The sequence below is a fragment of the Scandinavium sp. genome, assembly GCF_036271055.1.
Lineage (GTDB): Bacteria > Pseudomonadota > Gammaproteobacteria > Enterobacterales > Enterobacteriaceae > Scandinavium.
Genome location: NZ_DATBBJ010000066.1, coordinates 22,254 through 48,813 on the forward strand (window position 1 = coordinate 22,254; position 26,560 = coordinate 48,813).

Here is a 26,560-nt window from a genome sequence, read left to right on the forward strand (position 1 = left end):
CTTAAAAAAATGCCTATCTCCCCTACTCAGATAAAGATTCCAGCAACAGAATATAATCAGTAAAAGAAAAACCAAAGTCTTCCGATGTCTCATAGTAGACATCGGAACATATTCATTTTCAGTAACAGAATAAAGCGTGGGTGATTACTTCTTTATTTCCAAAGGGCCCATTAAAACTTCACGCAAGTGCCCGTCTTCCAGACGAATTTTTCCATTTTGCTTTAATGTCGCAATGGTTCTCATGATGCCACTACGTGAGTACAACGTACGCTCCTGGACATAGCGTGCGACAGATATTGCATCTCTGACTTCTTCCGGTTCTTTCATTAATTTTAATATATTGTTACAGATAACTTCATGGGCCGATTGAGCCACCATATCATCGGTATACTTGGCTTGATGATAAATGATAAAACTCAATACCTTACATAAATCTTCCCACAAATTTAGTTTTCCAATCACATCCCTGGCTTTCGCATCAGAGATGTAATAGACCGAAAGTACGGATTCTGCCCGACAATAATATTGTTCCGTTGAGGCGTGCAGCATGTTCGTTAAACCGAGGATTGTCGGCCCTTTGGCAACGCCCAACACTAAGCTGTCACCTTCGCGGCGAATGGTTGCCGATCCTTCAAGGATGAGATAACACACCGGCACGCCTCTGCGCAGATAGGTGAGTTTCTTATTCGCGGGGCACTCTATTTTCTTTGCCTGAGACTGAAGAGCCGAGATGATTCGGTCAAACTCAGCCAAAGGTTTCTCTTCATGAAGTGAAGAATATCGCATAGGTTCTTTCCTGAACGCCATCTACTTAATCTGTATTCGGTTGGGACTGTAACGTACGGGTATATTTTATTGACTACATCCGATGCAATAGAAATAAAAGGAAATCAATATTAACAATATGAAATATATATTTTCAGCATTTCAATTATATCAAATAGAATCAATTCCCCTACCCTGACAGCCGCTTTCATGCCCACTTAAGGCAAAGGATTCTCGGGGAGAGTGTCATTTTAGACAACCACGTCACTGTCTAAAAATAGACGATCCAATCAATTGCAAAAAAATATCCGCACCTTACTTATCTCTGCTAACTTCTGCGCTGAGTGAGTTGTTAAATCACGTACCGTAACCTGATACAGAAATCCTTTTTGCATTCAATTACCTCCAGAAAACATCTTGCAGGACACTTGCTTGATTTTATCATTTGCATATACTGTATAAAAACACAGTTAACTGAGGTTTTATGATGCTGTTTTCTTCTCTTTATCAGGCCGTTTTGCATCATGCTTGCACTCGTTGACGTCAATAACTTCTATACATCCTGCGAAACTGCATGGCGTCCCGAGCTAATAGGCACGCCAATCGTTGTGCTTTCCAATAACGACGGCTGCATTATCTCCCGCTCCGCCGAAGCGAAAAAACTCAATATCAAAATGGGCGATCCCTGGTTTAAACAGAAAGCGGCACTGACGCGCCAGGGTGTGGTAACATTCAGCAGTAATTACGCGTTGTACGGCGACATGAGCCACCGGGTAATGAGCACGCTCGAAGAGATGTGTCCGCGAGTCGATATCTACAGTATCGACGAAGCGTTCGTCGACCTGACCGGCGTGAAAGACCTCAAGCAAACCGGGCATGCTATTCGCGATCAAATATTCAAGCGTACTCTGCTGACGGTTGGCGTCGGTATCGCCCCTTCCAAAACACTCGCTAAGCTTGCTAATCACGCAGCGAAAATTTATCCGCAAGCAAAGGGCGTGGTCAATCTGGCCTCGCCCATTAATCAACGAAAACTCATGGAGAGAATGCCTGTGGAAGAAGTCTGGGGCGTCGGGCGGCGTCTGAGCAAAAAACTCAATGCGATGGGCGTAGATACCGCATTGAAACTGGCCGACAGCGACCTGTGGTTTATCCGCAAAAATTTCAGCGTGGTGCTGGAGCGTACCGTACGCGAATTGCGCGGTGAATCCTGCCTTGAATTTGAAGAGTATCCGCCGTCGAAACAGGAAATTATCAGCTCACGCTCTTTCGGTAAACGCACCAGCGACTACCACGAAGTACGCGAAGGCATCTGTACCTGGGCGGCGCGAGCGGCAGAAAAAATGCGTCATGAACGCCAGTTCTGTCGCTACGTCGCCTCATTTATCAAAAGCAGCCCGCACGACGAACACGAGCCCTATTACAGCAACAGCAGCGGCATTCGCCTGCTAACACCGACTCAGGATACGCGCGACATCATTGCCGCCGCCGTCCGTTGTCTCGACGTCATCTGGAAACAAGGGCCGCGTTACCAGAAAGCGGGCGTGATGCTGGGAGATTTTTTCAGCCAGGGCGTGGCGCAGCTCAACCTGTTTGACGATTTCGCCCCACGTTCCAACGGCGAACAATTGATGGCGCTGATAGATACGCAGAATAAAAAAGGCAATAAATTGTGGTTTGCCGGTCAGGGCATTTCCCCAACCTGGACGATGAAACGATCGATGCTTTCTCCTGCCTGGACCACCAAACTGAGCGACATCCCGCGCACCCTCGACTGAAATCGTGGCGTGACATCCCGCGATGAAACACATACGATCTGCTTATGAATCATTCTGGAGCAAAACCATGTCGTCCATTCTTATCAAAACTACCGATGAACTCGCGCGCCAGCGCCACGCGGGCGAACTGTTAGCTTCTGTTTTTGCCATGCTCGATGAATTTATTAAGCCTGGCGTGAGCACCATGGCAATCAACAATCAGGCCGAAGAGTTTATCGTCAATACGCTGAAATCACGCCCTGCGAGCAAAGGACAATATGATTATCCTTATGTGTTGAATACCTCGGTGAATGAAGTGGTTTGTCACGGCATTCCGAAAGAGTCGGAACATCTGAGATCCGGAACCATTGTGAACGTAGATATCACGCTGGAAAAAGACGGCATGATTGCGGACTCCAGCAAAATGTACCTGATAGGCGAAGTTTCCCCGCTGGCTCGTCGGCTGGTGAAGACAACCTATGAAGCGATGTGGAAAGGCATTAAAGCGGTGAAACCAGGCGCGACGCTCGGCGATATCGGCCATGCCATCCAGTCATACGTTGAAAGTCATGGCTACAGCGTTGTACGGGAATATTGCGGGCACGGGATCGGCGTTGAAATGCATGAGGATCCGCAGATCCTGCATTATGGCAAACCCGGCAACGGTGAAGTATTAAAAGAAGGCATGGTCTTTACCATCGAACCGATGGTCAACCAGGGCGACAGCAAAATCAAAACCAAAAAAGACGGCTGGACGGTGATCACCCGCGACAAGAAATTGTCCGCACAGTGGGAACACACCATTGCCGTGACCGCCGACGGTTTTGAAGTATTGACGTTGCGTAAAGGGGAAACCATTCCAGCGTAACGCCCTGCCCGGCGGCGTCGCCGGGCAGGGTCAGGCATCCATCTCATCAAACACCTGCTGCGCTAAATGCAGCGTGGCGTTGGCGGCGGGTAAACCGCAATACAGTGCCGAATGCATAATCAGCTCTTTAAGCTCATCGCGGGTCACGCCGTTGTTGAACGCCGCGCGCAGGTGCATTCTCAGCTCCGCTTCACGGTTCAGCGCAATCAGCATCGCGATGGTTATCATGCTGCGTGTGTGATGACTCAATCCCGGACGCGTCCAGGTTTCGCCCCACGCATAGCGGGTGATGAAGTTCTGAAACTCCTCGTTGAGCGGCGACAAATGGTCTAGCGTACGCTCAACATGCGCATCCCCGAGCACTTTGCGACGGACTTCCATGCCCTGCTGATAACGTACTTCGTCGTCCATTATTGCCCCCGGAAATACGTCAGCAGCGCAGATGCAAACTCATCGGCGGCTTCAACGTTAGAAAGATGCGATGCGGGTAGCGTCACGCGCTGGCTGCCTGCAATGCTTTTATAGAGATAGTCCGCATCAGCGACAGTCGTTACCGGGTCGTCTTGCCCGGCGATGATTAACATCGGAGCGGTAATCGCACTCACCTCAGCACGTAGATCCGCCGCGGCTAAAGCTTCACAGCCCTCGGCATAACCTTCCACATCCATATGCGACAACTGATGCACCAGTTGTTCCACCACTTCCGGCGCGTGCTGGCGAAACCGTCGGGTAAACCAGCGATCGGCGGTTCCGGCAGCCACTACGTCCATCCCCTCCTGACGCACCGCACGAGCGCGGGAAAGCCAGCTCGCCTGATCGCCAATTCTCGCGGCGGTGTTCGCCACCGCAAAACCGTAAAACCGCTCGGGCGCAAAGCGTGCCAGCCAGAGGCCAATCAGGCCGCCAATCGAAATCCCGCAGAAACAGGCTTTGTCGATATTCAGGTGATCGAGCAGCGCAATCACATCTTCACCCAATTGCGCGAGGCTGACTTTGCCGCGTTTGGTGGTTTGTCCGTGGCCGTGCATGTCGTAGCGCAGTACGCGAAAATGGGCAGTCAACGCCGCCATTTGCGGATCCCACAATGAAAGCGTGGTGCCCATCGAATTGGACAGCACCAGCACCGGAGCGTTTTCCGGGCCATCAATCTGATAATGAAGCGTCATAACGTTGCTCCTGATATCGCGTCAGTACCTGACGCACAAAATGATCGGCGCTGCCGGTCGCCCGGGACGGGTCCAGCAACGCAGTAAGTTCTGCAGACGTAAAATGTGAAGTGACTCGCGCGTCGTTTTCCAGCAGCGATAACAACGGGCGTTTGTCATCCAGCGCCTGGTGACACAGGGTTTCTACCCGATGATGCGCTTCCTGTTTGCCGATAAACGTCGCCAGCGCCAGGGTGACGGATTCCGCCATAATCAATCCATGCGTGATATCGAGGTCTACACGCATTTTCACAGCATCAACCTGCATCCCACGCACCAGTTGTTCGCTTTGGTCGATAGCCGCGCCGGTCAACATTAACAACTCCGGCAACACTTCCCACTCGGCCTGCCAACCACCAAGCGCCCTTTCATGCTGCTGAATTTGACTGGCATACAGCGTTGCCATCAGTCCTGGCATACGCTGCGCCACCGTGAGGATTGCCGCACAGCCGACAGGATTACGTTTATGCGGCATGGTCGATGATCCGCCGCGCCCTGCTGCAATCGGTTCGCTGACTTCAGCCACTTCGGTTTGCATTAATAAGGCAAAATCACTGGCGAATTTGCCGAGTGTGCCGCACACCCCCGCATACCAGTGCCCCACTTCCAGCAATCTGTCGCGTTGGCTGTGCCACGGCGTGTCAGGCAACGTCAGGACTAAATCTTCCGCTAACGCCTGCGCCACCGCCGGGCCTTGATCCTTGAGTGAGGCAAGCGTGCCCGCCGCGCCGCCAAACTGTAGGCTCAGCACACGGCTTTGTATTTCACGCAGACGTAATTGCCAGCGCAGCAGAGCATCCAGCATGCCAGCGAGTTTCAGACCAAAAGTGATGGGGAGCGCGTGCTGCATCCAGGTGCGGCCCGGCATTACCGTTGCACGATGGATGTCGGTTTGCTCAGCCAATGCCGAGAGAAGCGTTGTCAGCGTGGTGTCGGTTTTCAGCAACGCCTGGCGCAACTGCAACATAAAACCGGTATCAATGGCATCCTGACTGGTCGCGCCCCAGTGTACGTAGCGGGCCGCATCCGCATCGTTGGTTTTCACCTTCGCGGTTAGCTGTTTGACTAAAGGGATCGCCAGATTCCCCGCGCTGGCAGCGGCTTCGGCGAGCAATGGCAAGTCGATATTTTGCACCTGACAGGCGTTTTCTATCGCCGTGACTGCAGATGCAGGGATCACACCGCAGCGCGCTTCGGCACGTGCCAGCGCGGCTTCAAAGTCGAGCATCCCCTGCACGGTATTCGCGTCACTGAAAATCTCCGTCAACGCGCTCCCACGCAACAACGGGGTCAACACATCCATTCCTGCTCCTTAAACCCGTTCAATAATCAGCGCGATCCCCTGACCAACGCCGATGCACATGGTGCAAAGCGCATAGCGTCCGCCAGTACGTTTCAACTGGTACGCGGCGGTCATTGCCAGCCGTCCGCCGGACGCCCCGAGCGGATGCCCCAGCGCAATCGCCCCGCCGTTAGGATTGACGTGTGCTGCGTCGTCTGCCAGCCCTAACGACCGCGTGACCGCTAACGCCTGCGCGGCAAACGCTTCATTCAGTTCTATCACATCCATCTGGTCGAGCGTCAAGCCCGTTTGCGCCAGCACTTTGCGCACCGCCGGAGAAGGACCAAAGCCCATAATCCGTGGTGCAACGCCTGCCGTCGCCACACCAACCACGCGCGCCAGCGGTTGTAAATCATTGGCGATGAGCGCCTGTTCGTTCGCCAGCAGCAGTGCGCATGCGCCATCGTTAACGCCAGACGCATTGCCCGCCGTGACGCTGCCGTCTGCTCGCACAACCCCTTTCAGTTTAGCCAGTGTTTCAATCGAGGTACTGCGCGGGTGCTCATCCTGAGTAAAATTAAGCAGCTCGCCCTTACGCTGCGGTATTGCCACTGCAATTAGCTCGTCGTTAAACAGCCCTTTTTCCTGCGCGGCAGCGGTTCGCAACTGGCTACGCAACGCAAACGCATCCTGATCGGCGCGTGAAATACCAAATTCCTGCGTCACGTTCTCGGCCGTTTCTGGCATGGAATCGACGCCATACAACGCTTTCATCACTGGATTGATAAAACGCCAGCCAATGGTGGTGTCTTCCATTTTCATGCTGCGGCTATACGCGCTTTCAGCTTTGCCCATTACGAACGGCGCACGCGACATGCTTTCCACACCGCCTGCAATCATCAGATTTGTTTCACCGCTTTTGATGGCTCGCGCCGCGATACCAATCGCGTCCAGGCTGGAACCACACAGGCGGTTGACGGTGCTACCCGGTACGCTCTCCGGCAGCCCCGCCAGCAACAAAGCCATTCGTGCCACATTGCGGTTATCTTCTCCCGCCTGATTGGCGCAACCGTAAATCACGTCGTCGATTCGTGCCGGATCAAGCCCCGGGTTACGCTCCAGTAACGCTTTAAGCGGCAGCGCGGCTAGATCATCGGCGCGCACGGTCGCAAGCGATCCACCAAACCGGCCAAAGGGGGTGCGCACAGCGTCGCAGATAAATGCCTGAGTCATCGTCATTCCTTATGCGCTCTGCGCCAACTGGCTAAAGGTCAGTTTGACGGGAGTGATCCGCTGTAACTCTTCAAAAGAGAGACCGTTAAATATTTCCCGCACAGTCGGCCCTTCTGGCGTAATGTCGATCACTGCCAGATCGGTATAAATGCGGCTAACACAGCCGATGCCGGTTAGCGGATAAGAACAGTGCTCGACCAGTTTGCACTCACCGTCGCGGGTGAGGTGATCCATCATCACAAACACTTGTCGCGCGCCGATAGCGAGATCCATCGCCCCACCGACTGCGGGAATGGCGTCCGGCGCGCCGGTACTCCAGTTAGCGAGATCACCGCCGACGGAAACCTGATACGCGCCAAGCACGCAGATATCGAGATGGCCGCCGCGCATCATCGCGAACGAATCGCCGTGATGGAAAAAGCAGCCGCCTGGTAGCAGCGTGACGAACTCTTTCCCGGCGTTAATCAATTCAGGATCTTCTTCGCCCGGCAGCGGTTTCGGCCCCATTCCCAGCAGGCCATTTTCGCTGTGCAGGAAGATTTCTTTATCCGCCGGGAGATAGTTGGCAATGCGGGTCGGTAAACCGATCCCCAGATTCACATACGCGCCTTCGGGAATGTCCTGCGCCACGCGTTTTGCCATGTCGTCACGAGTCAGTTTTTGCATGTTTTTCTCCTCAGGCGCTTTTGCTCACGGTCATGTTAGCCAGCGAAAACACGCGCTGAACGAAGATCCCCGGTGTTACCACATGTTCCGGGTCGAGTTCGCCTAACGGCACGATGTCCGACACTTCTGCAACGGTGATTTTTGCCGCTGTCGCCATAATTGGCCCGAAATTGCGCGCCGCTTTGCGGTAGATCAGATTGCCCCAGCGATCCGCCTGATGCGCTTTGATCAGCGCGAAATCCGCGTGAATCGGATATTCCAGCACGTAATGACGACCGTCGATTTCCCGTGTCTCTTTGCCTTTTGCCAGCGGTGTGCCGTAGCCGGTTGGCGTGAACACCGCCCCAAGTCCTGCGCCTGCAGCCTGGATCCGCGCCGCCAGATTGCCCTGTGGCACCAGTTCCAGCTCGACTTTTCCACGACGATAAAGTTCATCAAAGATTTGTGAATCCACCTGACGCGGGAATGAACAAATCATTTTGCGTACCCGCCCGGCTTTCAGCAGCGCCGCGAGGCCAATTTCACCGTTTCCGGCATTGTTATTGATGATGGTGAGGTCACGAGCGCCCTGTTCTATCAGCGCGTCTATCAGGAAAGTGGGCTGTCCGGCGGGGCCGAAGCCACCAATCATGACGGTGGCACCATCGGGGATCCCGGCTATGGCCTGTTCCGGCGTCGGGACGCTTTTGTCGATCATCAGGTCGCTCCTTGTTCGTGCGGTTATCGCACTTTTATGCGTTGTTCGCACAAAATGTGACCCGCTTAACGATGTTGGTCAAGGGCGATAATCGAAATATGGTGCGATTATCGAACATCCTGTATCTTTGTTTTCAGAATGTGATCGGTGGCAACCCTGGAGACAAAAACATGACTAAACATCCCGACGACGTGCTGAGCGGCGAGAGCGACCCGTTCAAAGGTGATCCAAATTATATGGCTTCCCTGGCGCGCGGGCTGGAGGTGATTCAGGCGTTTACCCCGCAGCGACCGGTGCTGTCGATTTCCCAAATCAGCCAGAAAACCGGTATTCCGCGAGCGGCAGTCCGTCGCTGTCTGTACACGCTCGGCAAGCTCGGCTTTGTGTATGCGGAAGACGGCAAAAATTTCCAGTTGCGCCCGCGTATTTTGTCGCTCGGTCACGCCTGGCTGGCTTCAACGCCACTGGCGCGTTCGGCACAACCAGTGTTGAAACATCTGAGTGAAATGCTGAATGAGTCCTGCTCAATAGCCACCCTTGATGGCGACGATATTCTCTATATCGCGCGGGCATCAAGTTCACGGATTATGACCATCGATTTGGATATCGGCAGCCGTCTTCCCGCATGGGCTACGTCAATGGGCCGCGTGTTGCTGAGTCATCAGTCAGAAGAGAAGCTGAACGATATGCTGGCGCGGGTGACGATGATTCGCTATACGCCGCAAACAGTGGATTCGGTGAGCAAGCTGCGCACGGAGCTGAAACGCGTGCGCCAGCAAGGCTACGCGCTGAACGATCAGGAACTGGAAATGGGTTTACGCTCACTGGCGGTGCCTTTGTTCAACCCGCAGGGTCATTGTGTAGCGGCGCTTAACGTCGGCGTGCATGCGGGTCAGGTTTCCGCCAGTGAAATGGTGGAACGGGTGCTACCGGAACTGCAAAAGGCAGCAACAGAGTTAACCCTGCTGCTACGTTAACGGCTGCGTTTGGCGTGCCGTTCCCAGTTATCCTGTTTTGCCTGTTCGGATTTTTTTAACGCCACATAGCATGCCCCGCTGCCGCCATGATGCGGCAGCGCGCTACAAAACGCCTGCACGTCTTCGAACTCCGTCAACCAACGCGCCAGATAGCTCCGAATCACGTTGGCGTGTGAGTTGTCGGCTTTGCCTTTACCGTGAACGATCAGCACATTGCGCAAGCCATCCTTGTGCGCCAGAAGAATAAACGCAAACAGCATCTGCCGACACTGCTCGACCGGTTGACGCAGCAACGTCAGACTCGCCTGTTGCGTGTATTTTCCTGTGCGGAGTTTATCCAGCACACCGTTTTGCAATCCTTCTTGCTTGTACTCCAACGGCGTGCCGAGCGGGACGATATCCAGAAAACCGGTGGTAAGGAAATTATCGAGCTGTAGGATGTCGATACGCTGAGGCGCACGGGTGTTGCGACTGGGTTGCCAAAGCACTTCGTTGCTGCGCTTCAGGGGCTGGACATCCTCCATGGCGTCAAGAAACATGAATTTGTCGTCTGGGTTCATCGTCTTTTCCTCCTCCCGCTACGTCGACTCAGGCTGCTGAAAAACAACTATAGACGCGCCCTGCCTCACGCTCAACGCGTTTTAGCTTTCTGGAAACTGATTGCTGAAAGAATATATCGCGGTTCAAATATTAACCGAATGGAGAATAGAAACAGTTAACCACTACTTAATTAAAATTAACGCGGGGTAACATACAAAAATAATGTTAAAAAATCGTGAAATCCATCACCCAAAAGTACTGGTAATTAACGTTGAATTCGCTATAACTGTAATACCTGCAGGGGGGACTCAATTGCAGGAACACGTTACGGAAATATTGCTGTGTATACTGCGGGGTCTGGCGGATGTCGACAGATCCTGTTTTTTTTGATGCTAAAAGAAGAAGTTACCCGCGAAATTGTAAGCCCCGTTATTAATGAACAAAGAATGAATATTTTTTCAAATCGCTGGCAATAACGCTCCGTCTGTCCTGCCCTCACACCGATATATTCTATAGCTCACAAGTAAATACCCCCTTAAGCACCTTTAAACCCGACGAACAAAATAGTGTGCCGCTTTTTAACGTATTTTTAGGCGTTAAACGTTACGGTGCATTTTTATATTTCCTGCCGGATTATCTTTTTGGGGTATGGATGCGTTTATCGCGGGCATGGTATCTTGTCAGCCTCTCCATTGGGCCGAGGATGAACCGCGGCGGGACTAAGGAAACGAGATGCTGAGGTTACTGGAAGACAAAATCACGACCCCGCTTGGGCCACTGTGGATCCTCTGTGATGAACAGTTTCATCTGCGCGCCGTCGAATGGGAAGAGCACAGCGATCGCATGGTGCAACTGCTCGACCTTCATTATCGTGCAGAAGGTTATGAACGCTTGCCGGTCAGTAATCCCGATGGCTTGAGCACTAAAATGAAAGCCTACTTCGAGGGCGATCTCAGCATCATTGATACGCTTCCCAGCGCTACTGGAGGCACGCCGTTTCAACGTGAAGTCTGGCAGGCACTGCGCGCAATCCCCTGCGGCCAGGTAATGCATTACGGACAACTGGCTGAATTGTTGGGCCGTCCGGGTGCGGCGCGCGCAGTCGGGGCCGCAAATGGTTCTAATCCCGTCAGCGTCGTCGTGCCTTGTCATCGCGTCATTGGACGCAATGGCACCATGACGGGCTATGCCGGTGGCGTTCAACGCAAAGAGTGGCTGCTGCGCCATGAAGGTTATCTGCTACTTTGATGATTAGTGCCATTTGGGAGGCTTGCAATAATTTATTAATAAAAAACCACAGTTTTAGTCCAGTAATTTCAGTGAGATATAGACATTACGGACTTTCCCCTGCTTATATTGCGTGAATCGGGATTCCGAGACTTACTTGCTCCCTAAAAAGATGTTAAAATTGACCAATATCAATTAAAGCCTGAGCAAATCTATGATCCCGGAAAAGCGAATTATTCGACGCATCCAGTCTGGCGGTTGTGCTATCCACTGCCAGGATTGCAGCATCAGCCAGCTCTGTATCCCGTTCACCCTGAATGAACACGAGCTCGATCAGCTTGATAATATCATCGAGCGTAAAAAGCCGATTCAGAAGGGTCAGACCCTGTTTAAAGCAGGCGATGAGCTGAAATCTCTGTATGCCATCCGCTCCGGGACCATCAAAAGCTATACCATCACCGAACAAGGTGATGAGCAAATCACTGGCTTCCATTTGGCAGGCGATTTGGTCGGCTTTGATGCTATCGGCACCGGTCATCACCCAAGTTTTGCACAGGCGCTGGAAACCTCTATGGTTTGCGAAATCCCGTTCGAAACGCTGGATGACCTTTCCGGTAAAATGCCTAATCTGCGTCAGCAGATGATGCGTTTGATGAGCGGCGAAATCAAAGGCGACCAGGACATGATCCTGTTGCTGTCGAAGAAAAACGCGGAAGAGCGCCTGGCGGCGTTTATCTATAACCTCTCTCGTCGTTTTGCTGAGCGTGGTTTCTCGCCGCGTGAGTTCCGTTTGACCATGACCCGTGGCGATATCGGTAACTACCTCGGCCTGACCGTAGAAACCATCAGTCGTCTGCTGGGTCGTTTCCAGAAAAGCGGCATGTTAGCGGTAAAAGGTAAGTACATTACCATCGAAAATAGCGATGCCCTGGCAATCCTTGCCGGTCACGCCCGCAACGTCGCCTGATTCCTCTCTTTTCCTTTCGCCGGATCGTTAAATTTTCCTGATTTATTGATCTGGCGAAGGTTATTCTCTGTTTCAATCCCTCCGGATGGGTTATCTTTTATTTACAGACTGTGGTGACAGTTGTAAGGAGACCCTGTATGGCAAAGTATCAAAACATGCTGGTAGCCATCGATCCTAACCAGGACGATCAACCCGCATTACGGCGTGCCGTTTACCTTCATCAACGGATTGGTGGATCGATCAAAGCCTTTTTGCCGATCTATGATTTTTCCTACGAGATGACCACCCTTCTGTCGCCTGACGAGCGTACCGCTATGCGTCAGGGCGTCATCAGCCAACGGACCGCGTGGATCCGTGAACAGGCAAAATTCTATCTGGATGCCGGTGTGCCCATTGACATTAAAGTGGTCTGGCACAACCGTCCCTTCGAAGCCATTATCCAGGAGATACTGAGCAGCGGGCATGACCTGTTGCTTAAAATGGCCCATCAGCACGATAAACTTGAAGCGGTGATTTTCACACCCACCGACTGGCATCTGTTAAGAAAATGCCCATGTCCGGTGTGGATGGTGAAAGACCAGCCGTGGCCGGAAGGCGGAAAAGCCATTGTGGCGGTGAATCTAGCCAGCGAAGAGGAGTATCACAACGCCCTCAACGACAAACTGGTGCGTGAAACGCTGCAACTCGCCGAAGAAATTAACCACACCGAAGTCCATCTGGTTGGGGCTTATCCGGTGACGCCAATTAACATCGCGATTGAACTGCCGGATTTTGATCCGAGCGTCTATAACGATGCTATTCGCGGTCAGCACTTGCTGGCGATGAAATCGCTGCGCCAGAAATACAGCATTTCAGAAGAAATGACTCACGTCGAAAAAGGTCTGCCGGAAGAAGTTATCCCTGATCTCGCCGAGCATTTACAGGCGGGGATTGTGGTGCTCGGAACGGTTGGCCGCACCGGGTTGTCAGCCGCATTCTTGGGCAACACTGCAGAACAGGTGATCGACCATTTACGTTGCGACCTGTTGGCATTGAAACCCGATCAGTATCAGACGCCCGTGGAACTTGATGATCCAGACGACGACTGACCGTCAGGCGTTCTGACCATAAAAAAAACCGATGAGGGAAAAACTCATCGGTTTTTTTATAACTGACGTCAGGATCAATGGATACCCATGCGCCAGGCGTAGTCGATCTCTTCTTTCAACTCGAGTGAAGAAAGTGCCAGAAGGTCGGCAAATTCCAGCTCCAGATGTTTCACTCGTTTCAGATATTGTGCAGGCGTTAACGGGGTTGTGTCACGACGGAGAAATTCGACAGCCAGCTGTTTGGGGGTTAATTCGGTATCCATAGCATCCTCTTTTACGTTGATAACCCCGTCAGTATAGCAGCCCTGCCTGATTGTTTTTTGACCAAAAACAACAGCGGGCTGAATACAAGAATCATCGCACTGTCAAAACGTTTCCCAGTTATCCCCGCTAGCCAGCGCTGGACGCTGCGGCGTATAAGTTGGAGCTGCGGACGCTTTCGGCTGACGAACCGTGCCACCCTGCTGCAAACGGAATGCCCCGACAGCTTCGGTCAGGCGTGCTGCCTGTTCTTCCAGAGAACCCGCCGCGGCGGAGGCTTCTTCCACCAGCGAGGCGTTCTGCTGCGTGACGTTATCCATTTCCGTAATGGCCTGGCTGACCTGCAAAATCCCCCGGCTCTGTTCGTCAGATGCCGCGGCAATTTCAAGCATGATATCGGTGACGCGTTTCACCGCTTCCACGATTTCGCTCATGGTGCTGCCAGCGGCAACAACTTCACCGGATCCGCGCTCAATCAACGTGACAGATTCGCTAATCAATCCTTCAATTTCTTTCGCCGCCTGAGCACTGCGGCTCGCCAGCGTACGCACTTCGCTGGCGACAACGGCAAATCCACGCCCCTGTTCGCCCGCACGTGCCGCTTCAACCGCTGCGTTAAGTGCCAGAATATTGGTCTGGAAAGCGATACTGTTAATCACCGCGGTGATCTCAGAAATTTTCTTCGAACTGCTGGAAATGCTTCCCATCGTCGACACGACGCCCGAGACAATCTGCCCGCCGCGAGTGGCTTTGCCAGAGGCGTCTTCCGCCAGTTTGGTCGCGTGATGTGCGTTGTCGGCGTTCTGTTTCACCGTCGCCGTCAGTTGCTCCATGCTGGCTGCGGTCTGTTCGATGGCTGCCGCCTGCTCTTCGGTGCGAGAAGAGAGATCAGTGTTGCCCGCAGAAATTTCACTGGTCCCACGGTAGATCTCTTCCGCGCCCTGACGCACAGAGCCCACAGTGCCCGCTAATGCGTGCTGCATTTTTTGCAGATCGTAGCTGAGTTTACCGATTTCACTGCGTCCGGTGGCTTCATCCGGCAGGGTTAAATCGCCATCGGCAATTTGCTCGATGCGGTGCAACGCGTTGCGCAGTGGGTTAATCACCGTGCGGCGTAAGGTGACAAATGTCATCAGCGTCAGCAACAGCGCCAGCACGAAAGCGCCTATCATAAACGCCAGGCCGAGTTGAGTGCGGTGATGGGCGGTATCAGAAAGATGACGCGCGCGGTCGCTACGAATTTTAATCGCTTTCAGCAGCACGTCGTTATACGCGGCATCCAGTTGACGGGCTTTTTCGTTTTCATGATTGATGATCGCCTCAAACATGCCGTTTTTGGCATATTTTAACATCGGCTTCATCCCTTCGATATAGGCGTTATAACGGGCGTTGATTTCGCCATCCAACGCTTCGTCCGCAGGGGTTTTCACTTCGCGGTTTACATATTGCTTGAACCCTTCCTGCGACTGCTTAATACGCAGTTCCGCTTCGGCGATATTGCGCTTCATGTCATCCATTTCAGCAATACGGCTGGCGGCACCCGCATGGATCAGGTTGATTCGCGCGGTACGGAGGTGGTTCGAGCTGTTCGACAGCCCCATGCGCACTTCTAATTCTTGCGTAACGTCATTCTGATCGCTATCGGCCTGTAGCAGGAAATAGCCCGCCAGACCTGAACTCAGGGCGAACAGCAACAGGATCCCGCCAAGAATGGAGGAGAACAGCGGCACGAGACGGATGTGATGTAAAAAACTGACTGTTTGCGACTTTTGCCCTACGGCTGATTTGTCCATGGCTTATCGACTCTCTTATTGTAGAGGCGTACCAAAAAACGCCCGTGAGATTGTCATCGGCCTGGAGAGGAAATTGCTTACCGGTAAAAGCGCCACACCGGTCACACTTTGGACATAAAACGAGGAAAAGCCAGCGGATTGCGCCGCTGGCCTGTGTATCAGTTATCGCCGAAATGGATAACGGTACGGATAGATTTGCCTTCGTGCATCAGATCAAAGGCTTCGTTGATCTGGTCAAGTGGCAGACGGTGGGTGATGAACGGGTCGAGATCGATTTTACCGACCATCGCATCTTCAACCATACCCGGCAGTTGTGTGCGGCCTTTCACGCCGCCAAATGCCGAACCGCGCCATACGCGCCCGGTCACCAGCTGGAACGGACGGGTTTTGATTTCCTGACCTGCACCGGCCACGCCGATAATAATGCTTTCGCCCCAGCCTTTGTGGCAGCACTCAAGCGCGGCACGCATCACGTTCACGTTGCCGATGCACTCGAAGCTGAAATCCACACCGCCGTCGGTCAGTTCAACGATCACGTCCTGCACCGGTTTGTCGGAGTCGTTCGGGTTGATGAAATCGGTCGCGCCCATTTCACCCGCCAGTTTGAATTTTTCGGCGTTGGTGTCGACGGCAATAATGCGCCCGGCTTTCGCCTGCACCGCGCCCTGAATAACGGCCAGACCGATACCGCCAAGGCCGAATACCGCAACGGTGTCGCCCTCTTTCACTTTTGCCGTGTTATGCACCGCACCGATGCCAGTGGTGACGCCGCAACCGAGCAGGCAAACTTTATCCAGCGGAGCCTGCGGATTCACTTTCGCCAGGGAAATTTCCGCGACGACGGTGTATTCGCTGAAGGTACTAGTGCCCATATAGTGATAAATCGGCTCGCCGTTGTAGGAGAAACGCGTGGTGCCGTCTGGCATCAGACCTTTACCCTGAGTGGCGCGAACGGCCTGGCAGAGGTTGGTTTTCCCGGATTTACAGAACTTACATTCGCGGCATTCGGCGGTGTACAGCGGAATGACGTGGTCGCCCGGTTGGAGACTGGTGACGCCTTCGCCGACTTCAACCACAATCCCGCCACCTTCGTGGCCTAATACCGCCGGGAACACGCCTTCTGGGTCATCACCGGACAACGTAAACGCATCGGTATGACACACGCCGGTATGGGTAATTTTCACCAGCACTTCACCTTTCTTCGGCGGAGCAACGTCGATTTCGACAATTTTCAGCGGCTGGCCCGGACCAAACGCAACTGCAGCACGTGATTTCATTTCCGTCTCTTCCCTTCTTGTCAGTTATTTTAAATACGAGCGTAGCAGATGACCGACTTCCGCCATGCGCACGGTGCGCCAATTAAGCAATACCTAAGACTGTAACGACGCCAGTCGCGCAGCAAAGCCGACGAATACCAGGCCAATCAGGCTGTTCCCCAGTTTCACCAGTTTTTTACGGCTGCCGACAAAACGCGTCACCAGCGAGCCGGACACAATCAGGAAACTGAGATATACAAAGCTGACCATTTCCAGCGTCACCCCGAGGATCAGAAACGCAAGCCCTGGTGTTGCGGAATTCACGTCGATAAATTGCACAAAGAAAGAAACGTAGAACAGAATGGCTTTCGGATTGGTGAGACTCAGCGTCAGTGCACGTTTAAAAATGGTGCTGCGCTGATCGGCAGTGTGCGTGTGTTCACCGCCTTTCTGCTTAATCACGGCCCACAGCATTTTGATGCCGAGGTATAACAGATACAACGCACCGAGATAGCGAACGATATTAAACAGCACAGGGGTCGTTTTAATCAGCGTGGCGACACCAGCGTAGGAGAGAAACATCAGCACCGCATCGCCGATAAACACCGCAAGTGCAGCCAGATACCCCGTACGAATACCATACGCAGCCCCGGTTTTAAGCACGAAGAAGGTATTCGGCCCCGGCACCAGAATGATAAAAATCGCCCCGACCAGATAGGTCCAGTAATTCAGTACCCCGAAATCCGCAAACACGCCGTTCTCCCTTCACTGCTGCTGTTTCAAAATGTGACGGCCATCATAACAAAAAAGCCGCCTCCCTTTCACTGGAAGACGGCTTTAAGCGCACGATTTACCGTATAAAAATTACAGCGCTTTCAGGATCGCATCCACAGAAGCTTTGGCATCGCCAAACAACATGTGGGTGTTCTCTTTGAAGAACAGCGGGTTCTGTACGCCAGCATAGCCGGTGTTCATCGAACGTTTGAAGACAATCACGTTCTGCGCTTTCCACACTTCCAGCACTGGCATTCCGGCAATTGGGCTCTTCGGATCGTCGAGCGCCGCCGGGTTCACGGTGTCGTTCGCACCGATCACAAGCACCGTGTCGGTGTCGCGGAAGTCGTCGTTGATTTCGTCCATTTCCAGCACGATGTCATACGGCACTTTCGCTTCTGCCAACAGCACGTTCATGTGACCCGGCAGACGACCCGCAACCGGGTGAATACCGAAACGCACTTTGATCCCGCGCGCACGCAGTCGCTCTGTGATTTCTGCTACTGGATACTGTGCCTGCGCCACCGCCATGCCGTAGCCTGGGGTGATAACCACAGTTTGTGAGTTTTTCAGCATATCTGCGGTGTCTTCCGCCGTGATTTCACGGTGTTCGCCCACTTCTTCATCTGCGCCCGTTGAAGAGCCGTCTGTGCCGAAACCACCAGCAATTACGCTGAAGAACGAACGGTTCATTGCCTTACACATGATGTAAGAGAGAATCGCACCGGAAGAACCCACCAACGCACCGGTCACGATCAGCAAGTCGTTGCTCAGCATGAAACCTGCCGCCGCGGCTGCCCAACCGGAGTACGAGTTCAGCATAGACACTACGACCGGCATGTCCGCGCCACCGATGGAAGCCACCAGATGCCAGCCGAACGCCAGCGCAATGACCGTCATGATCAACAGTGCCAGCACTTGCATGCCTACACTGTCAGTACGCACGAACACCACCAGCATCACGAAAGAAACCACCAGCGCCGCGAGGTTCATTTTATGACGGTTCGGCAACATCAGCGGCTTAGAGGAAATCTTGCCACGCAGTTTGCCAAACGCCACGATAGAACCAGTGAACGTCACCGCACCGATGAAGATGCCAAGGAACACTTCGGTCAGATGGATGTTGACCAGAATCGGCTCCAGGCCTGGTTCGTGATACAGATAGCTGTTGAAGCCTACCAGCACCGCCGCCAGACCGACGAAGCTATGCAGCACCGCAACAAGTTCTGGCATTTCGGTCATTTCGACACGTTTCGCCAGACGAATACCAATCGCACCGCCGATGACCATCGCCACCAGGATCCACGCCACGTTGCCCGTTTCCGGTCCAAAGATGGTCGCAATCAGCGCAATCGCCATCCCGGCCATGCCGAAATAGTTGCCCTGCTGAGACGTTTCGTGTTTCGAAAGCCCTGCCAGACTGAAAATAAACAGGATTGCGGCAACAATGTATGCAGCTGTAACTAATCCTCCAGACATGTGTTACCCCTTACCCTTTGCGGAACATTTTCAGCATGCGCTGAGTCACGGTGAAACCACCGAAAATATTGATGCTGGCGATCAGCACGGCGATAAAGCTAAGGAAGCTCACCCAGCCGCCGTGACCGATTTGCAGCAGTGCGCCGACCACGATAATCCCGGAAATGGCATTCGTAACCGACATCAGCGGCGTATGCAGCGCATGAGAAACGTTCCACACCACGTAGTAACCGACCACGCAGGAAAGCGCGAACACGGTGAAATGACCGAGGAACTCTTTCGGCGCAACGTCAGCAAGCCAGCCAAACAGAATGATTGCCAGTGCCATCAGCGCATATTTGCGCCACGGCGAAGCGGGTTCTTTTGGTTCGACAGGCGCAGCTTCAACTTTTGCTGCCGCTTTTGGCTGCGCAGAAACCTGAATCGGCGGCGCAGGCCAGGTGACTTCGCCTTCACGCACCACGGTCACGCCACGAATAACGACATCTTCAAAGTCGATATTAATGTTGCCGTCTTTTTCTTTGCACAGCAGTTTGAGCAGATTCACCAGGTTGGTGCCGTACAACTGTGAAGATTGTGTTGGCAGGCGTCCGGCCAGATCGGTATAACCAATGACTTTCACGCCGTTCGCAGTGGTGAAGACTTCACCCGGCACAGTGTACTCACAGTTACCGCCGTTTTGCGCCGCGAGGTCAACAACCACGCTGCCCGGCGTCATGGAATCCACCATTTCACGGGTGATGAGTTTTGGTGCTGGTTTACCCGGAATTAACGCAGTGGTAACGATAATGTCGACGTCTTTTGCCTGGGCCGTAAACAGTGCCATTTCCGCTTCAATAAAGGCCGCAGACATCACTTTGGCATAACCATCGCCGCTGCCTGCTTCCTCTTCGAAATCCAGTTCAAGGAACTCGGCGCCCATACTCTGCACCTGTTCTTTCACTTCCGGTCGAGTGTCGAAGGCACGCACGATAGCGCCGAGGCTATTTGCCGCGCCAATCGCCGCCAGACCTGCAACGCCTGCGCCAATCACCATCACTTTGGCGGGTGGCACTTTACCGGCAGCGGTAATTTGTCCGGTAAAGAAACGACCGAATTCGTGGGCAGCTTCGACAATCGCGCGATAACCGGCGATGTTCGCCATCGAACTCAACGCATCAAGCGACTGCGCGCGCGAAATACGCGGCACGGAGTCCATCGCCATGACGTTGACATTACGCTCAGCCAGTTTTGCCATCAGCTCCGGGTTCTGCGCCGGCCAGATGAAGCTAATCAGCGTGGTGCCGGGGTTAAGTAACGCGATTTCCGCGTCAGTCGGGGCATTCACCTTCAGAATAATGTCAGACTGCCAGACGGCATCTGTACTGACAACGTCAGCGCCCGCCTCGGTAAAAGCATGATCGTCGAAGCTCGCAAGCTTACCGGCCCCGCTTTCAACAGCCACTGAAAAGCCGAGTTTAAGCAGCTGCTCCACCGTTTTCGGTGTAGCTGCAACACGGGTTTCCAGGGCCAGCGTCTCTTTTGGTACCGCAATACGCATAGTTTTCCCTTCCATCGATTGTAATGATGGTTTGTTGTCTCATCGGGTTCCGTCCCTGTCAGCATCAGCTCACGAAGAGGCGAATCACCCGCAAAATAAAACAGTAACAAACTTTCTATAACCTACTGAAAATAACGGTTGTGATCCACCTTCCGGAAACAGTAATTTTGATTTTATTAGGGAAAAGTCACTTCTGCGGGTCTCAGGCAGTAATATTTACCTGATTTTGTTCGTCGGGCCTGATAATTCGCTTAAGCGAAGCGGTAAAACATGATTATTCGCGGGGCATATACAGGTCATTAACATTGCATTAACTTATAAAAGTTATAATGATTATCGCTTTTCCTGGTCAACTCCCCGTTTATGCAACATATCGTGATAAGTTATCTCACCCTGCTGTCGGGGTCGCACAAGATGAGCAAAATCACGCAGACAGTAACGTAAATTAAATGCAATAATCATCGACGTTTTAGTCACTAACAACTACCAGCACCTGGTTTGCGCAAGGCGAAGGATTATTTTTATGAAGCTTAAGAACACCCTCCTGGCGTCCGCTCTCCTGTCTGCAACGGCCTTTTCTGCCGTTGCCGCCACCGAGTTAACGCCGGAGCAAGCGGCCGCCCTCAAGCCGTACGATCGTATCGTTATCACCGGTCGTTTTAATGCCATTGGTGACGCCGTGGATGCCGTTTCCCGTAAAGCAGACAAAGAAGGCGCAGCTTCTTTCTATGTTGTCGATACGTCTGATTTCTCCGGCAGCGGCAACTGGCGTGTCACCGCAGACTTCTATAAAGAAGATGCCCCGAAAGCCGACGTCGTGAAAAACCGCGTCATTGATGGCGTAACCGAACTGCCGAAAGACCAGGCTGCTCTGGTTGAGCCGTTCGACACCGTCACCGTTCAGGGCTTCTACCGTAGCCAGCCTGACGTGAACTCCGCCATCGCCAAAGCGGCGAAAGCGAAAGGTGCGGCATCCTTCTTCATCGTGCGCCAGGTCGATGCGAATGGCGGCGGTAACCAGCGTGTAACGGCTTATATCTACAAAGCCGATGCGAAAAAACGTGTGGTGCAGAGCCCGGATGCGATCCCTGCTGACTCTCAGGCGGGTCGTGCAGCGCTGGCTGAAGGCGGCGAAGCCGCGAAGAAAGTGGAAATCCCGGGTGTAGCAACGTCATCTACCGTGGGTTCAACCGCTGCTGGCACAGGTGTTGGTCTGTTCTTCGAAACGCAATCAACCAAAGGCGGGCGTTACAGTGTCACGCTGCCTGACGGCACTAAAATCGAAGAGCTGAACAAAATCACTGCCGCGCAAATGGTTCCGTTCGATGACGTTCAGTTCACTGGTAACTACGGCAACATGACCGAAATCTCTTACCAGGTGGCAAAACGCGCAGCGAAAAAAGGCGCGAAGTATTACCACATTACTCGTCAGTGGCAGGAACGCGGTGGCAACATGACCATCAGCGCCGACCTCTATAAGTAATCGCTTTACATACGCCTCAGGCAGCTTCGGCTGCCTTCGAATTGCTGACAAAGAAGAAAAAAGCGTGGTTTTTTCTTCTTTGTGGTTATCAGCCGAAAATCAACAAGTTGATTTTCCTTGTTTTCGACTGAAACTCTATGACAGATGTGCGTTGAAATACGGTCTGTCATCACTATCAAGGCAGCTTCGGCTGCCTTTTTTATTTTTTTCTGGCGCATCTCATTGCATGCCAGTAACTCTCTCCGTAAAATCCCGCGCCGTAGCGTAATCCTCCATTTTTATGCGTTTTAGCCAAATAAATATTCTGGCTGTTATTGTTCCTTCAACAGGATGCTCATGGAAAAGAAACTCGGCCTTAGTGCCCTGACGGCCCTGGTACTCAGCTCAATGCTGGGCGCGGGCGTTTTCAGTTTGCCGCAGAACATGGCCGAAGTTGCCAGCCCTTCTGCGTTGCTTATCGGCTGGGCCATCACTGGCGTAGGCATTTTATTCCTCGCGTTTGCGATGTTGCTGTTAACCCGTATTCGTCCTGATCTGGACGGCGGGATTTTCACCTACGCTCGCGAAGGATTTGGTGAACTGGTCGGCTTTTGCTCGGCCTGGGGTTACTGGCTTTGCGCGGTGATCGCCAACGTTTCCTATTTGGTTATTGTCTTTTCCGCGTTGAGCTTCTTTACCGATACGCCGGAATTACGCCTGTTCGGCGACGGTAACACCTGGCAGGCGATGCTGGGCGCGTCAGTCCTGCTGTGGGTGGTGCATTTCCTGGTATTACGCGGCGTGCAGACCGCAGCCAGCATTAACCTGGTGGCGACACTGGCGAAACTGGTGCCACTCGGTCTGTTTATCGTCTTAGCGGCGATAGCGTTTAAAAGTGAAACCTTTAACCTTGATTTCAGCGGCGTCGCGCTGGGCGTTCCCGTATGGGAGCAAGTCAAAAGCACGATGCTCATTACGCTGTGGGTGTTTATTGGTGTCGAAGGTGCGGTTGTTGTTTCTGCCCGCGCACGCAATAAGAAAGACGTGGGCCGCGCCACGCTGCTGGCTGTGATTTCAGCCCTGAGCGTTTATCTGCTGGTCACACTGCTGTCATTGGGCGTCGTACCGCGAACTGAGCTCGCGGAAATGCGTAACCCGTCAATGGCGGGCATGATGGTGCGAATGATGGGTTCCTGGGGCGAAGTCGTCATTGCCGCCGGTCTGATCGTTTCTGTGTGCGGCGCGTACCTGAGCTGGACGATTATGGCGGCGGAAGTGCCGTATCTGGCCGCAACTCATAAGGCGTTCCCGCGCATTTTCGCACGTCAGAATGACAACAACGCGCCGTCCTCTTCACTGTGGCTGACCAACATCAGCGTGCAAGTTTGTTTGATCCTGATATGGCTGACCGGTTCGGATTATAATACGCTGCTGACCATCGCCTCAGAAATGATTCTGGTGCCCTATTTCCTCGTCGGCGCTTTTCTGCTGAAAATGGCGACTCGCCCGTTGCATAAAGCCGTGGGTATCGGTGCCTGTATTTATGGCTTATGGTTATTGTATGCTTCCGGCCCAATGCACCTGCTGCTGTCCGTCGTGTTGTATGCACCCGGTCTGCTGGTCTTTATCTATGCTCGCCGTACCCATCAGCTGGATAATGTCCTGAAACGCCGTGAAATGGCCTTGATTGGTTTATTACTGGTTGCCGCTGTGCCGGCAACGTGGATGTTAGTGGGGTAATGCGCTTACCCCATCGCTACGCTTAGGAGAGAACGATGGGAGAACGCTTGACCCGCCCAGTCCTGATTACCGGTGGAGGCCGCCGCATCGGCCTCGCCCTTGCCCACCATTTTATTAATCAACAGCAGCCGGTGATTGTTAGCTACCGCACGCGCTATGACGCCATCGGCGTGCTGGAACGTGCCGGGGCGCTGTGTATCGCGGCTGATTTTTCCAGCGATGACGGCATTCTGTCGTTTGCAGAAAGCGTGAAATCCCACACCGATGGCCTTCGGGCGATTATTCATAACGCCAGCGCCTGGCTGCCAGAAAAGCCCGATATCCCTCTTAGCGACGTGATGCACCAGATGATGCAGATCCACGTTAATGCGCCCTATCTGCTTAATCATGCACTGGAACCGTTACTGCGCGGTCACGGTCATGCAGCCAGCGATATCCTCCATTTCACCGATTACGTGGTGGAAAAAGGCAGTGATAAGCACATTGCCTACGCCGCCAGTAAAGCCGCACTGGATAACATGACCCGCTCGTTCGCCCGTAAGCTGGCGCCAGAAGTGAAAGTTAACGCCATCGCGCCTGCACTCATTCTGTTTAACGAAAGTGACGACGCGGAATATCGCCAGCAGGCGCTGAAAAAATCGCTGATGAAAGTCGCGCCGGGCGAAAAAGAAATTATCGATCTGGTGGATTATCTGCTGACCAGTTGTTATGTCACCGGGCGCACCTTTGGCGTTGATGGCGGGCGTCCTCTGCGTTAGTAGAAGCGACTTATTTTACCTGTGACAGACTGAAATTCATTTCATGAATAGCGTCAGGGAAAGGAAGTTACATTGTTTATGAAAGATTAATAGCACCCTACAGATTGGCGGTGTATTTTAGCTTTTTTCGCAGCGCATGATGGTTATGAATAAGATTGTTTTTGTGGAAGATGACCCGGAAGTCGGGTCGCTGATTGCCGCCTATCTCGGCAAGCATGATATGGACGTTTACGTCGAACCGCGCGGCGATCGCGCCGAAGAAGTTGTTCTGCGCGAAAAACCCGATCTGGTGCTGCTGGACATTATGCTACCCGGCAAAGACGGCATGACTATTTGCCGAGATTTACGTGCACAATGGCAAGGGCCGATCGTCCTGCTCACCTCGCTCGACAGCGACATGAACCATATTCTGTCGCTGGAAATGGGCGCCAGCGATTACATTCTCAAAACTACGCCACCTGCGGTGCTGTTAGCGCGTCTGCGTTTGCATTTACGTCAGCACGTTGCGACGCCTGCGGGTGAAAAACCAGCTTCCGGTCTGACGCCGCATAAAGCCATTCGTTTTGGCACCCTGGCTATTGACCCGGTAAACCGTCAGGTCCAACTGAGCGGTGTGAACGTCACGCTTTCGACAGCGGATTTTGATCTGCTGTGGGAACTCGCGACCCACGCCGGGCAAATAATGGACCGCGACGCGCTGCTGAAAAACCTACGCGGCGTGAGCTATGACGGCATGGATCGCAGCGTGGATGTTGCCATTTCCCGTCTGCGTAAGAAGCTACTCGACAGCGCAACCGAGCCATACCGAATTAAAACCGTGCGTAATAAGGGCTATCTGTTCGCGCCCCACGCCTGGGATAACTAATTTTCCGTACTTCCGGGGCCAGAAATGAAAAAGTTGTTCGTGCAGTTTTACCTGCTGCTGTTTGTCTGTTTTCTGGTGATGACCATGCTGGTCGGGCTGGTATACAAATTCACCGCTGAACGCGCAGGCCGACAATCGCTCGACGACTTGATGAAAAGTTCGCTGTACCTGATGCGCAGCGAACTGCGTGAAATCCCGCCCCGGGACTGGAGCAAAACCCTTAAAGAGCTCGACCTCAATCTCTCGTTCGATTTGCGCATTGAGCCGCTGAATAAATTCCAGTTGGCGGAAAGCTCGATGGAGCATTTGCGTCGCGGTGATATCGTCGCGCTCGACGATCAATACACTTTCATCCAGCGTATTCCGCGCAGCCATTACGTGCTTGCCGTCGGCCCGGTGCCTTATCTCTATTATCTGCATGAAATGCGGCTGTTAGACGTCGCGCTGCTGGCATTCATTGCCATTTCGCTGGCCTTCCCTGTGTTTATCTGGATGCGCCCGCACTGGCAGGATATGTTGCGTCTGGAAACGGCGGCTCAGCGTTTTGGTGAAGGCCATCTCGAAGAACGCATCCATTTTGATAGCATGTCGAGTTTTGAACGGCTCGGCGTGGTGTTCAACCAGATGGCGGACAACATCAACGCGCTGATTGCCAGCAAAAAACAGCTAACGGACGGTATTGCTCATGAACTGCGTACCCCGCTGGTGCGTCTGCGTTATCGCCTCGAGATGAGCGAGAATCTGACCGAGGCTGAATCACAGGCGTTGAACCGCGATATTGGTCAACTGGAAGCCCTGATCGACGAACTGCTGACCTACGCTCGCCTTGACCGCCCACAGAATGAACTTATCCTCACTACGCCCGATTTACCCGAATGGATCACCGCACATGTCGATGACATTCAGACAGTGAACCCACAACGCGACGTGACCATAGCTCATCTCACTCGCGGCAATTATGGCGCGCTGGATATGCGCCTGATGGAACGCGTGCTGGATAACCTCGTCAATAACGCGATGCGCTACAGCCGTCAGCAAATTCAGGTCAGCCTGACACAGCACGCCGGGCGTGCAACGTTGGTGGTCGATGACGATGGCCCAGGCATTGCGCCAGATGAACGCGCGCGTGTTTTCGAGCCGTTTGTGCGTCTTGACCCGAGCCGTGACCGCGCCACTGGCGGCTGTGGGCTTGGGTTAGCGATTGTGCATTCGATTGGTCTGGCGATGTCCGGAGAAGTGTCCTGCGAGGCCAGCCCAATCGGCGGCGCGCGTTTTTGCTTTAGCTGGCCGGTAAATCATCAACTGAGTTTCTCAGCCACTGCCTGACCAAACGTTGCACAATGCCCGACGCCGCGCTACA

The 26,560-nt window shown here is 53.2% G+C and carries 25 protein-coding genes; 11 read left to right on the forward strand and 14 right to left on the reverse strand.

The window, feature by feature from the left end:
- Positions 1 to 144: 144 nt before the first annotated feature.
- Positions 145 to 786, reverse strand: coding sequence for a helix-turn-helix domain-containing protein (locus tag VH187_RS11735; RefSeq protein ID WP_329701629.1), 642 nt, complete (start codon positions 784 to 786; stop codon positions 145 to 147).
- Positions 787 to 1,289: 503 nt separating this feature from the next.
- Between VH187_RS11735 and umuC the strand changes: the two genes are divergently transcribed.
- Both umuC and map read left to right on the forward strand, forming a co-directional pair.
- Positions 1,290 to 2,543: a translesion error-prone DNA polymerase V subunit UmuC gene (umuC, locus tag VH187_RS11740; RefSeq protein WP_329701630.1), complete on the forward strand. Its 1,254-nt coding sequence runs from the start codon at positions 1,290 to 1,292 to the stop codon at positions 2,541 to 2,543.
- Positions 2,544 to 2,610: 67 nt separating this feature from the next.
- Positions 2,611 to 3,390 carry a type I methionyl aminopeptidase gene (gene map, locus VH187_RS11745; RefSeq protein WP_329701631.1) on the forward strand — a complete coding sequence of 260 codons (780 nt, stop codon included), beginning with the start codon at positions 2,611 to 2,613 and terminating at the stop codon, positions 3,388 to 3,390.
- Positions 3,391 to 3,420: 30 nt separating this feature from the next.
- Here map and pcaC read toward each other — a convergent pair whose 3' ends face one another.
- From pcaC to VH187_RS11775, 6 genes are read right to left on the reverse strand one after another with little or no spacing between them, the layout of a single operon-like run.
- Positions 3,421 to 3,801, reverse strand: coding sequence for a 4-carboxymuconolactone decarboxylase (gene pcaC, locus VH187_RS11750; RefSeq protein ID WP_329701632.1), 381 nt, complete (start codon positions 3,799 to 3,801; stop codon positions 3,421 to 3,423).
- Entirely contained in the window at positions 3,801 to 4,556 is a 756-nt protein-coding gene (gene pcaD, locus VH187_RS11755) for a 3-oxoadipate enol-lactonase (protein WP_329701633.1), read from the reverse strand. Before pcaD ends, pcaC begins: the two co-directional genes overlap by 1 nt.
- On the reverse strand, positions 4,534 to 5,898 hold the full coding sequence (locus VH187_RS11760; RefSeq protein ID WP_329701634.1) for a 3-carboxy-cis,cis-muconate cycloisomerase: 1,365 nt from the start codon (positions 5,896 to 5,898) through the stop codon (positions 4,534 to 4,536). Before VH187_RS11760 ends, pcaD begins: the two co-directional genes overlap by 23 nt.
- 9 nt (positions 5,899 to 5,907) lie before the next feature.
- Positions 5,908 to 7,110, reverse strand: a complete 1,203-nt coding sequence (gene pcaF / locus VH187_RS11765; RefSeq protein WP_329701635.1) for a 3-oxoadipyl-CoA thiolase — start codon at positions 7,108 to 7,110, stop codon at positions 5,908 to 5,910.
- A gap of 9 nt (positions 7,111 to 7,119) precedes the next feature.
- Positions 7,120 to 7,776 carry a 3-oxoacid CoA-transferase subunit B gene (locus VH187_RS11770; protein WP_329701636.1) on the reverse strand — a complete coding sequence of 219 codons (657 nt, stop codon included), beginning with the start codon at positions 7,774 to 7,776 and terminating at the stop codon, positions 7,120 to 7,122.
- A 10-nt stretch (positions 7,777 to 7,786) separates the two neighbouring features.
- A complete protein-coding gene (locus VH187_RS11775; RefSeq protein WP_329701637.1) occupies positions 7,787 to 8,473 on the reverse strand; it encodes a 3-oxoacid CoA-transferase subunit A in 687 nt (228 codons plus the stop codon).
- Positions 8,474 to 8,643: 170 nt separating this feature from the next.
- On the opposite strand from VH187_RS11775, the gene VH187_RS11780 reads away from it, so the two are divergent.
- Positions 8,644 to 9,450 carry an IclR family transcriptional regulator domain-containing protein gene (locus VH187_RS11780; protein WP_329701638.1) on the forward strand — a complete coding sequence of 269 codons (807 nt, stop codon included), beginning with the start codon at positions 8,644 to 8,646 and terminating at the stop codon, positions 9,448 to 9,450.
- On the opposite strand, the gene smrA is transcribed toward VH187_RS11780, so the two are convergent.
- Positions 9,447 to 10,010: a DNA endonuclease SmrA gene (gene smrA, locus VH187_RS11785; RefSeq protein WP_329701639.1), complete on the reverse strand. Its 564-nt coding sequence runs from the start codon at positions 10,008 to 10,010 to the stop codon at positions 9,447 to 9,449. The two genes, VH187_RS11780 and smrA, sit on opposite strands and share 4 nt — an antisense overlap.
- A gap of 712 nt (positions 10,011 to 10,722) precedes the next feature.
- Between smrA and ogt the strand changes: the two genes are divergently transcribed.
- From ogt to uspE, 3 genes are all read left to right on the forward strand, one after another.
- Positions 10,723 to 11,238: a methylated-DNA--[protein]-cysteine S-methyltransferase gene (gene ogt, locus VH187_RS11790; protein WP_329701640.1), complete on the forward strand. Its 516-nt coding sequence runs from the start codon at positions 10,723 to 10,725 to the stop codon at positions 11,236 to 11,238.
- Positions 11,239 to 11,431: 193 nt separating this feature from the next.
- On the forward strand, positions 11,432 to 12,184 hold the full coding sequence (fnr, locus tag VH187_RS11795) for a fumarate/nitrate reduction transcriptional regulator Fnr (protein ID WP_329701641.1): 753 nt from the start codon (positions 11,432 to 11,434) through the stop codon (positions 12,182 to 12,184).
- A 137-nt stretch (positions 12,185 to 12,321) separates the two neighbouring features.
- Entirely contained in the window at positions 12,322 to 13,272 is a 951-nt protein-coding gene (gene uspE, locus VH187_RS11800) for a universal stress protein UspE (RefSeq protein ID WP_329701642.1), read from the forward strand.
- A gap of 74 nt (positions 13,273 to 13,346) precedes the next feature.
- Here the strand turns inward: uspE and VH187_RS11805 are convergent, their stop codons facing one another.
- The 6 genes from VH187_RS11805 to pntA all read right to left on the reverse strand — a co-directional run bounded on the left by VH187_RS11805 (position 13,347) and on the right by pntA (position 20,375).
- Positions 13,347 to 13,535 carry a YdiH family protein gene (locus VH187_RS11805; protein WP_329701643.1) on the reverse strand — a complete coding sequence of 63 codons (189 nt, stop codon included), beginning with the start codon at positions 13,533 to 13,535 and terminating at the stop codon, positions 13,347 to 13,349.
- Positions 13,536 to 13,637: 102 nt separating this feature from the next.
- Complete coding sequence (locus VH187_RS11810; protein ID WP_329701644.1) at positions 13,638 to 15,326, reverse strand: methyl-accepting chemotaxis protein; 1,689 nt, start codon at positions 15,324 to 15,326, stop codon at positions 13,638 to 13,640.
- A 158-nt stretch (positions 15,327 to 15,484) separates the two neighbouring features.
- A complete protein-coding gene (locus VH187_RS11815) occupies positions 15,485 to 16,603 on the reverse strand; it encodes an S-(hydroxymethyl)glutathione dehydrogenase/class III alcohol dehydrogenase (protein WP_329701645.1) in 1,119 nt (372 codons plus the stop codon).
- A gap of 93 nt (positions 16,604 to 16,696) precedes the next feature.
- A complete protein-coding gene (gene leuE, locus VH187_RS11820) occupies positions 16,697 to 17,335 on the reverse strand; it encodes a leucine efflux protein LeuE (protein WP_329701646.1) in 639 nt (212 codons plus the stop codon).
- A gap of 111 nt (positions 17,336 to 17,446) precedes the next feature.
- On the reverse strand, positions 17,447 to 18,835 hold the full coding sequence (pntB, locus tag VH187_RS11825) for a Re/Si-specific NAD(P)(+) transhydrogenase subunit beta (protein ID WP_329701647.1): 1,389 nt from the start codon (positions 18,833 to 18,835) through the stop codon (positions 17,447 to 17,449).
- Between the two features lie 10 nt (positions 18,836 to 18,845).
- A complete protein-coding gene (gene pntA, locus VH187_RS11830; protein ID WP_329701648.1) occupies positions 18,846 to 20,375 on the reverse strand; it encodes a Re/Si-specific NAD(P)(+) transhydrogenase subunit alpha in 1,530 nt (509 codons plus the stop codon).
- 523 nt (positions 20,376 to 20,898) lie between these two features.
- Between pntA and ydgH the strand changes: the two genes are divergently transcribed.
- The 5 genes from ydgH to rstB all read left to right on the forward strand — a co-directional run bounded on the left by ydgH (position 20,899) and on the right by rstB (position 26,526).
- Positions 20,899 to 21,858, forward strand: coding sequence for a DUF1471 family protein YdgH (gene ydgH / locus VH187_RS11835; RefSeq protein WP_329701649.1), 960 nt, complete (start codon positions 20,899 to 20,901; stop codon positions 21,856 to 21,858).
- Positions 21,859 to 22,194: 336 nt separating this feature from the next.
- Positions 22,195 to 23,577 carry an amino acid permease gene (locus VH187_RS11840; RefSeq protein ID WP_329701650.1) on the forward strand — a complete coding sequence of 461 codons (1,383 nt, stop codon included), beginning with the start codon at positions 22,195 to 22,197 and terminating at the stop codon, positions 23,575 to 23,577.
- A 35-nt stretch (positions 23,578 to 23,612) separates the two neighbouring features.
- Positions 23,613 to 24,335 (forward strand): dihydromonapterin reductase, encoded by a 723-nt coding sequence (folM, locus tag VH187_RS11845; protein WP_329701651.1) that lies wholly within the window; start codon positions 23,613 to 23,615, stop codon positions 24,333 to 24,335.
- Between the two features lie 145 nt (positions 24,336 to 24,480).
- Positions 24,481 to 25,200, forward strand: coding sequence for a two-component system response regulator RstA (gene rstA, locus VH187_RS11850; RefSeq protein WP_329701652.1), 720 nt, complete (start codon positions 24,481 to 24,483; stop codon positions 25,198 to 25,200).
- Between the two features lie 24 nt (positions 25,201 to 25,224).
- Entirely contained in the window at positions 25,225 to 26,526 is a 1,302-nt protein-coding gene (rstB, locus tag VH187_RS11855) for a two-component system sensor histidine kinase RstB (protein WP_329701653.1), read from the forward strand.
- Positions 26,527 to 26,560 lie beyond the last annotated feature (34 nt).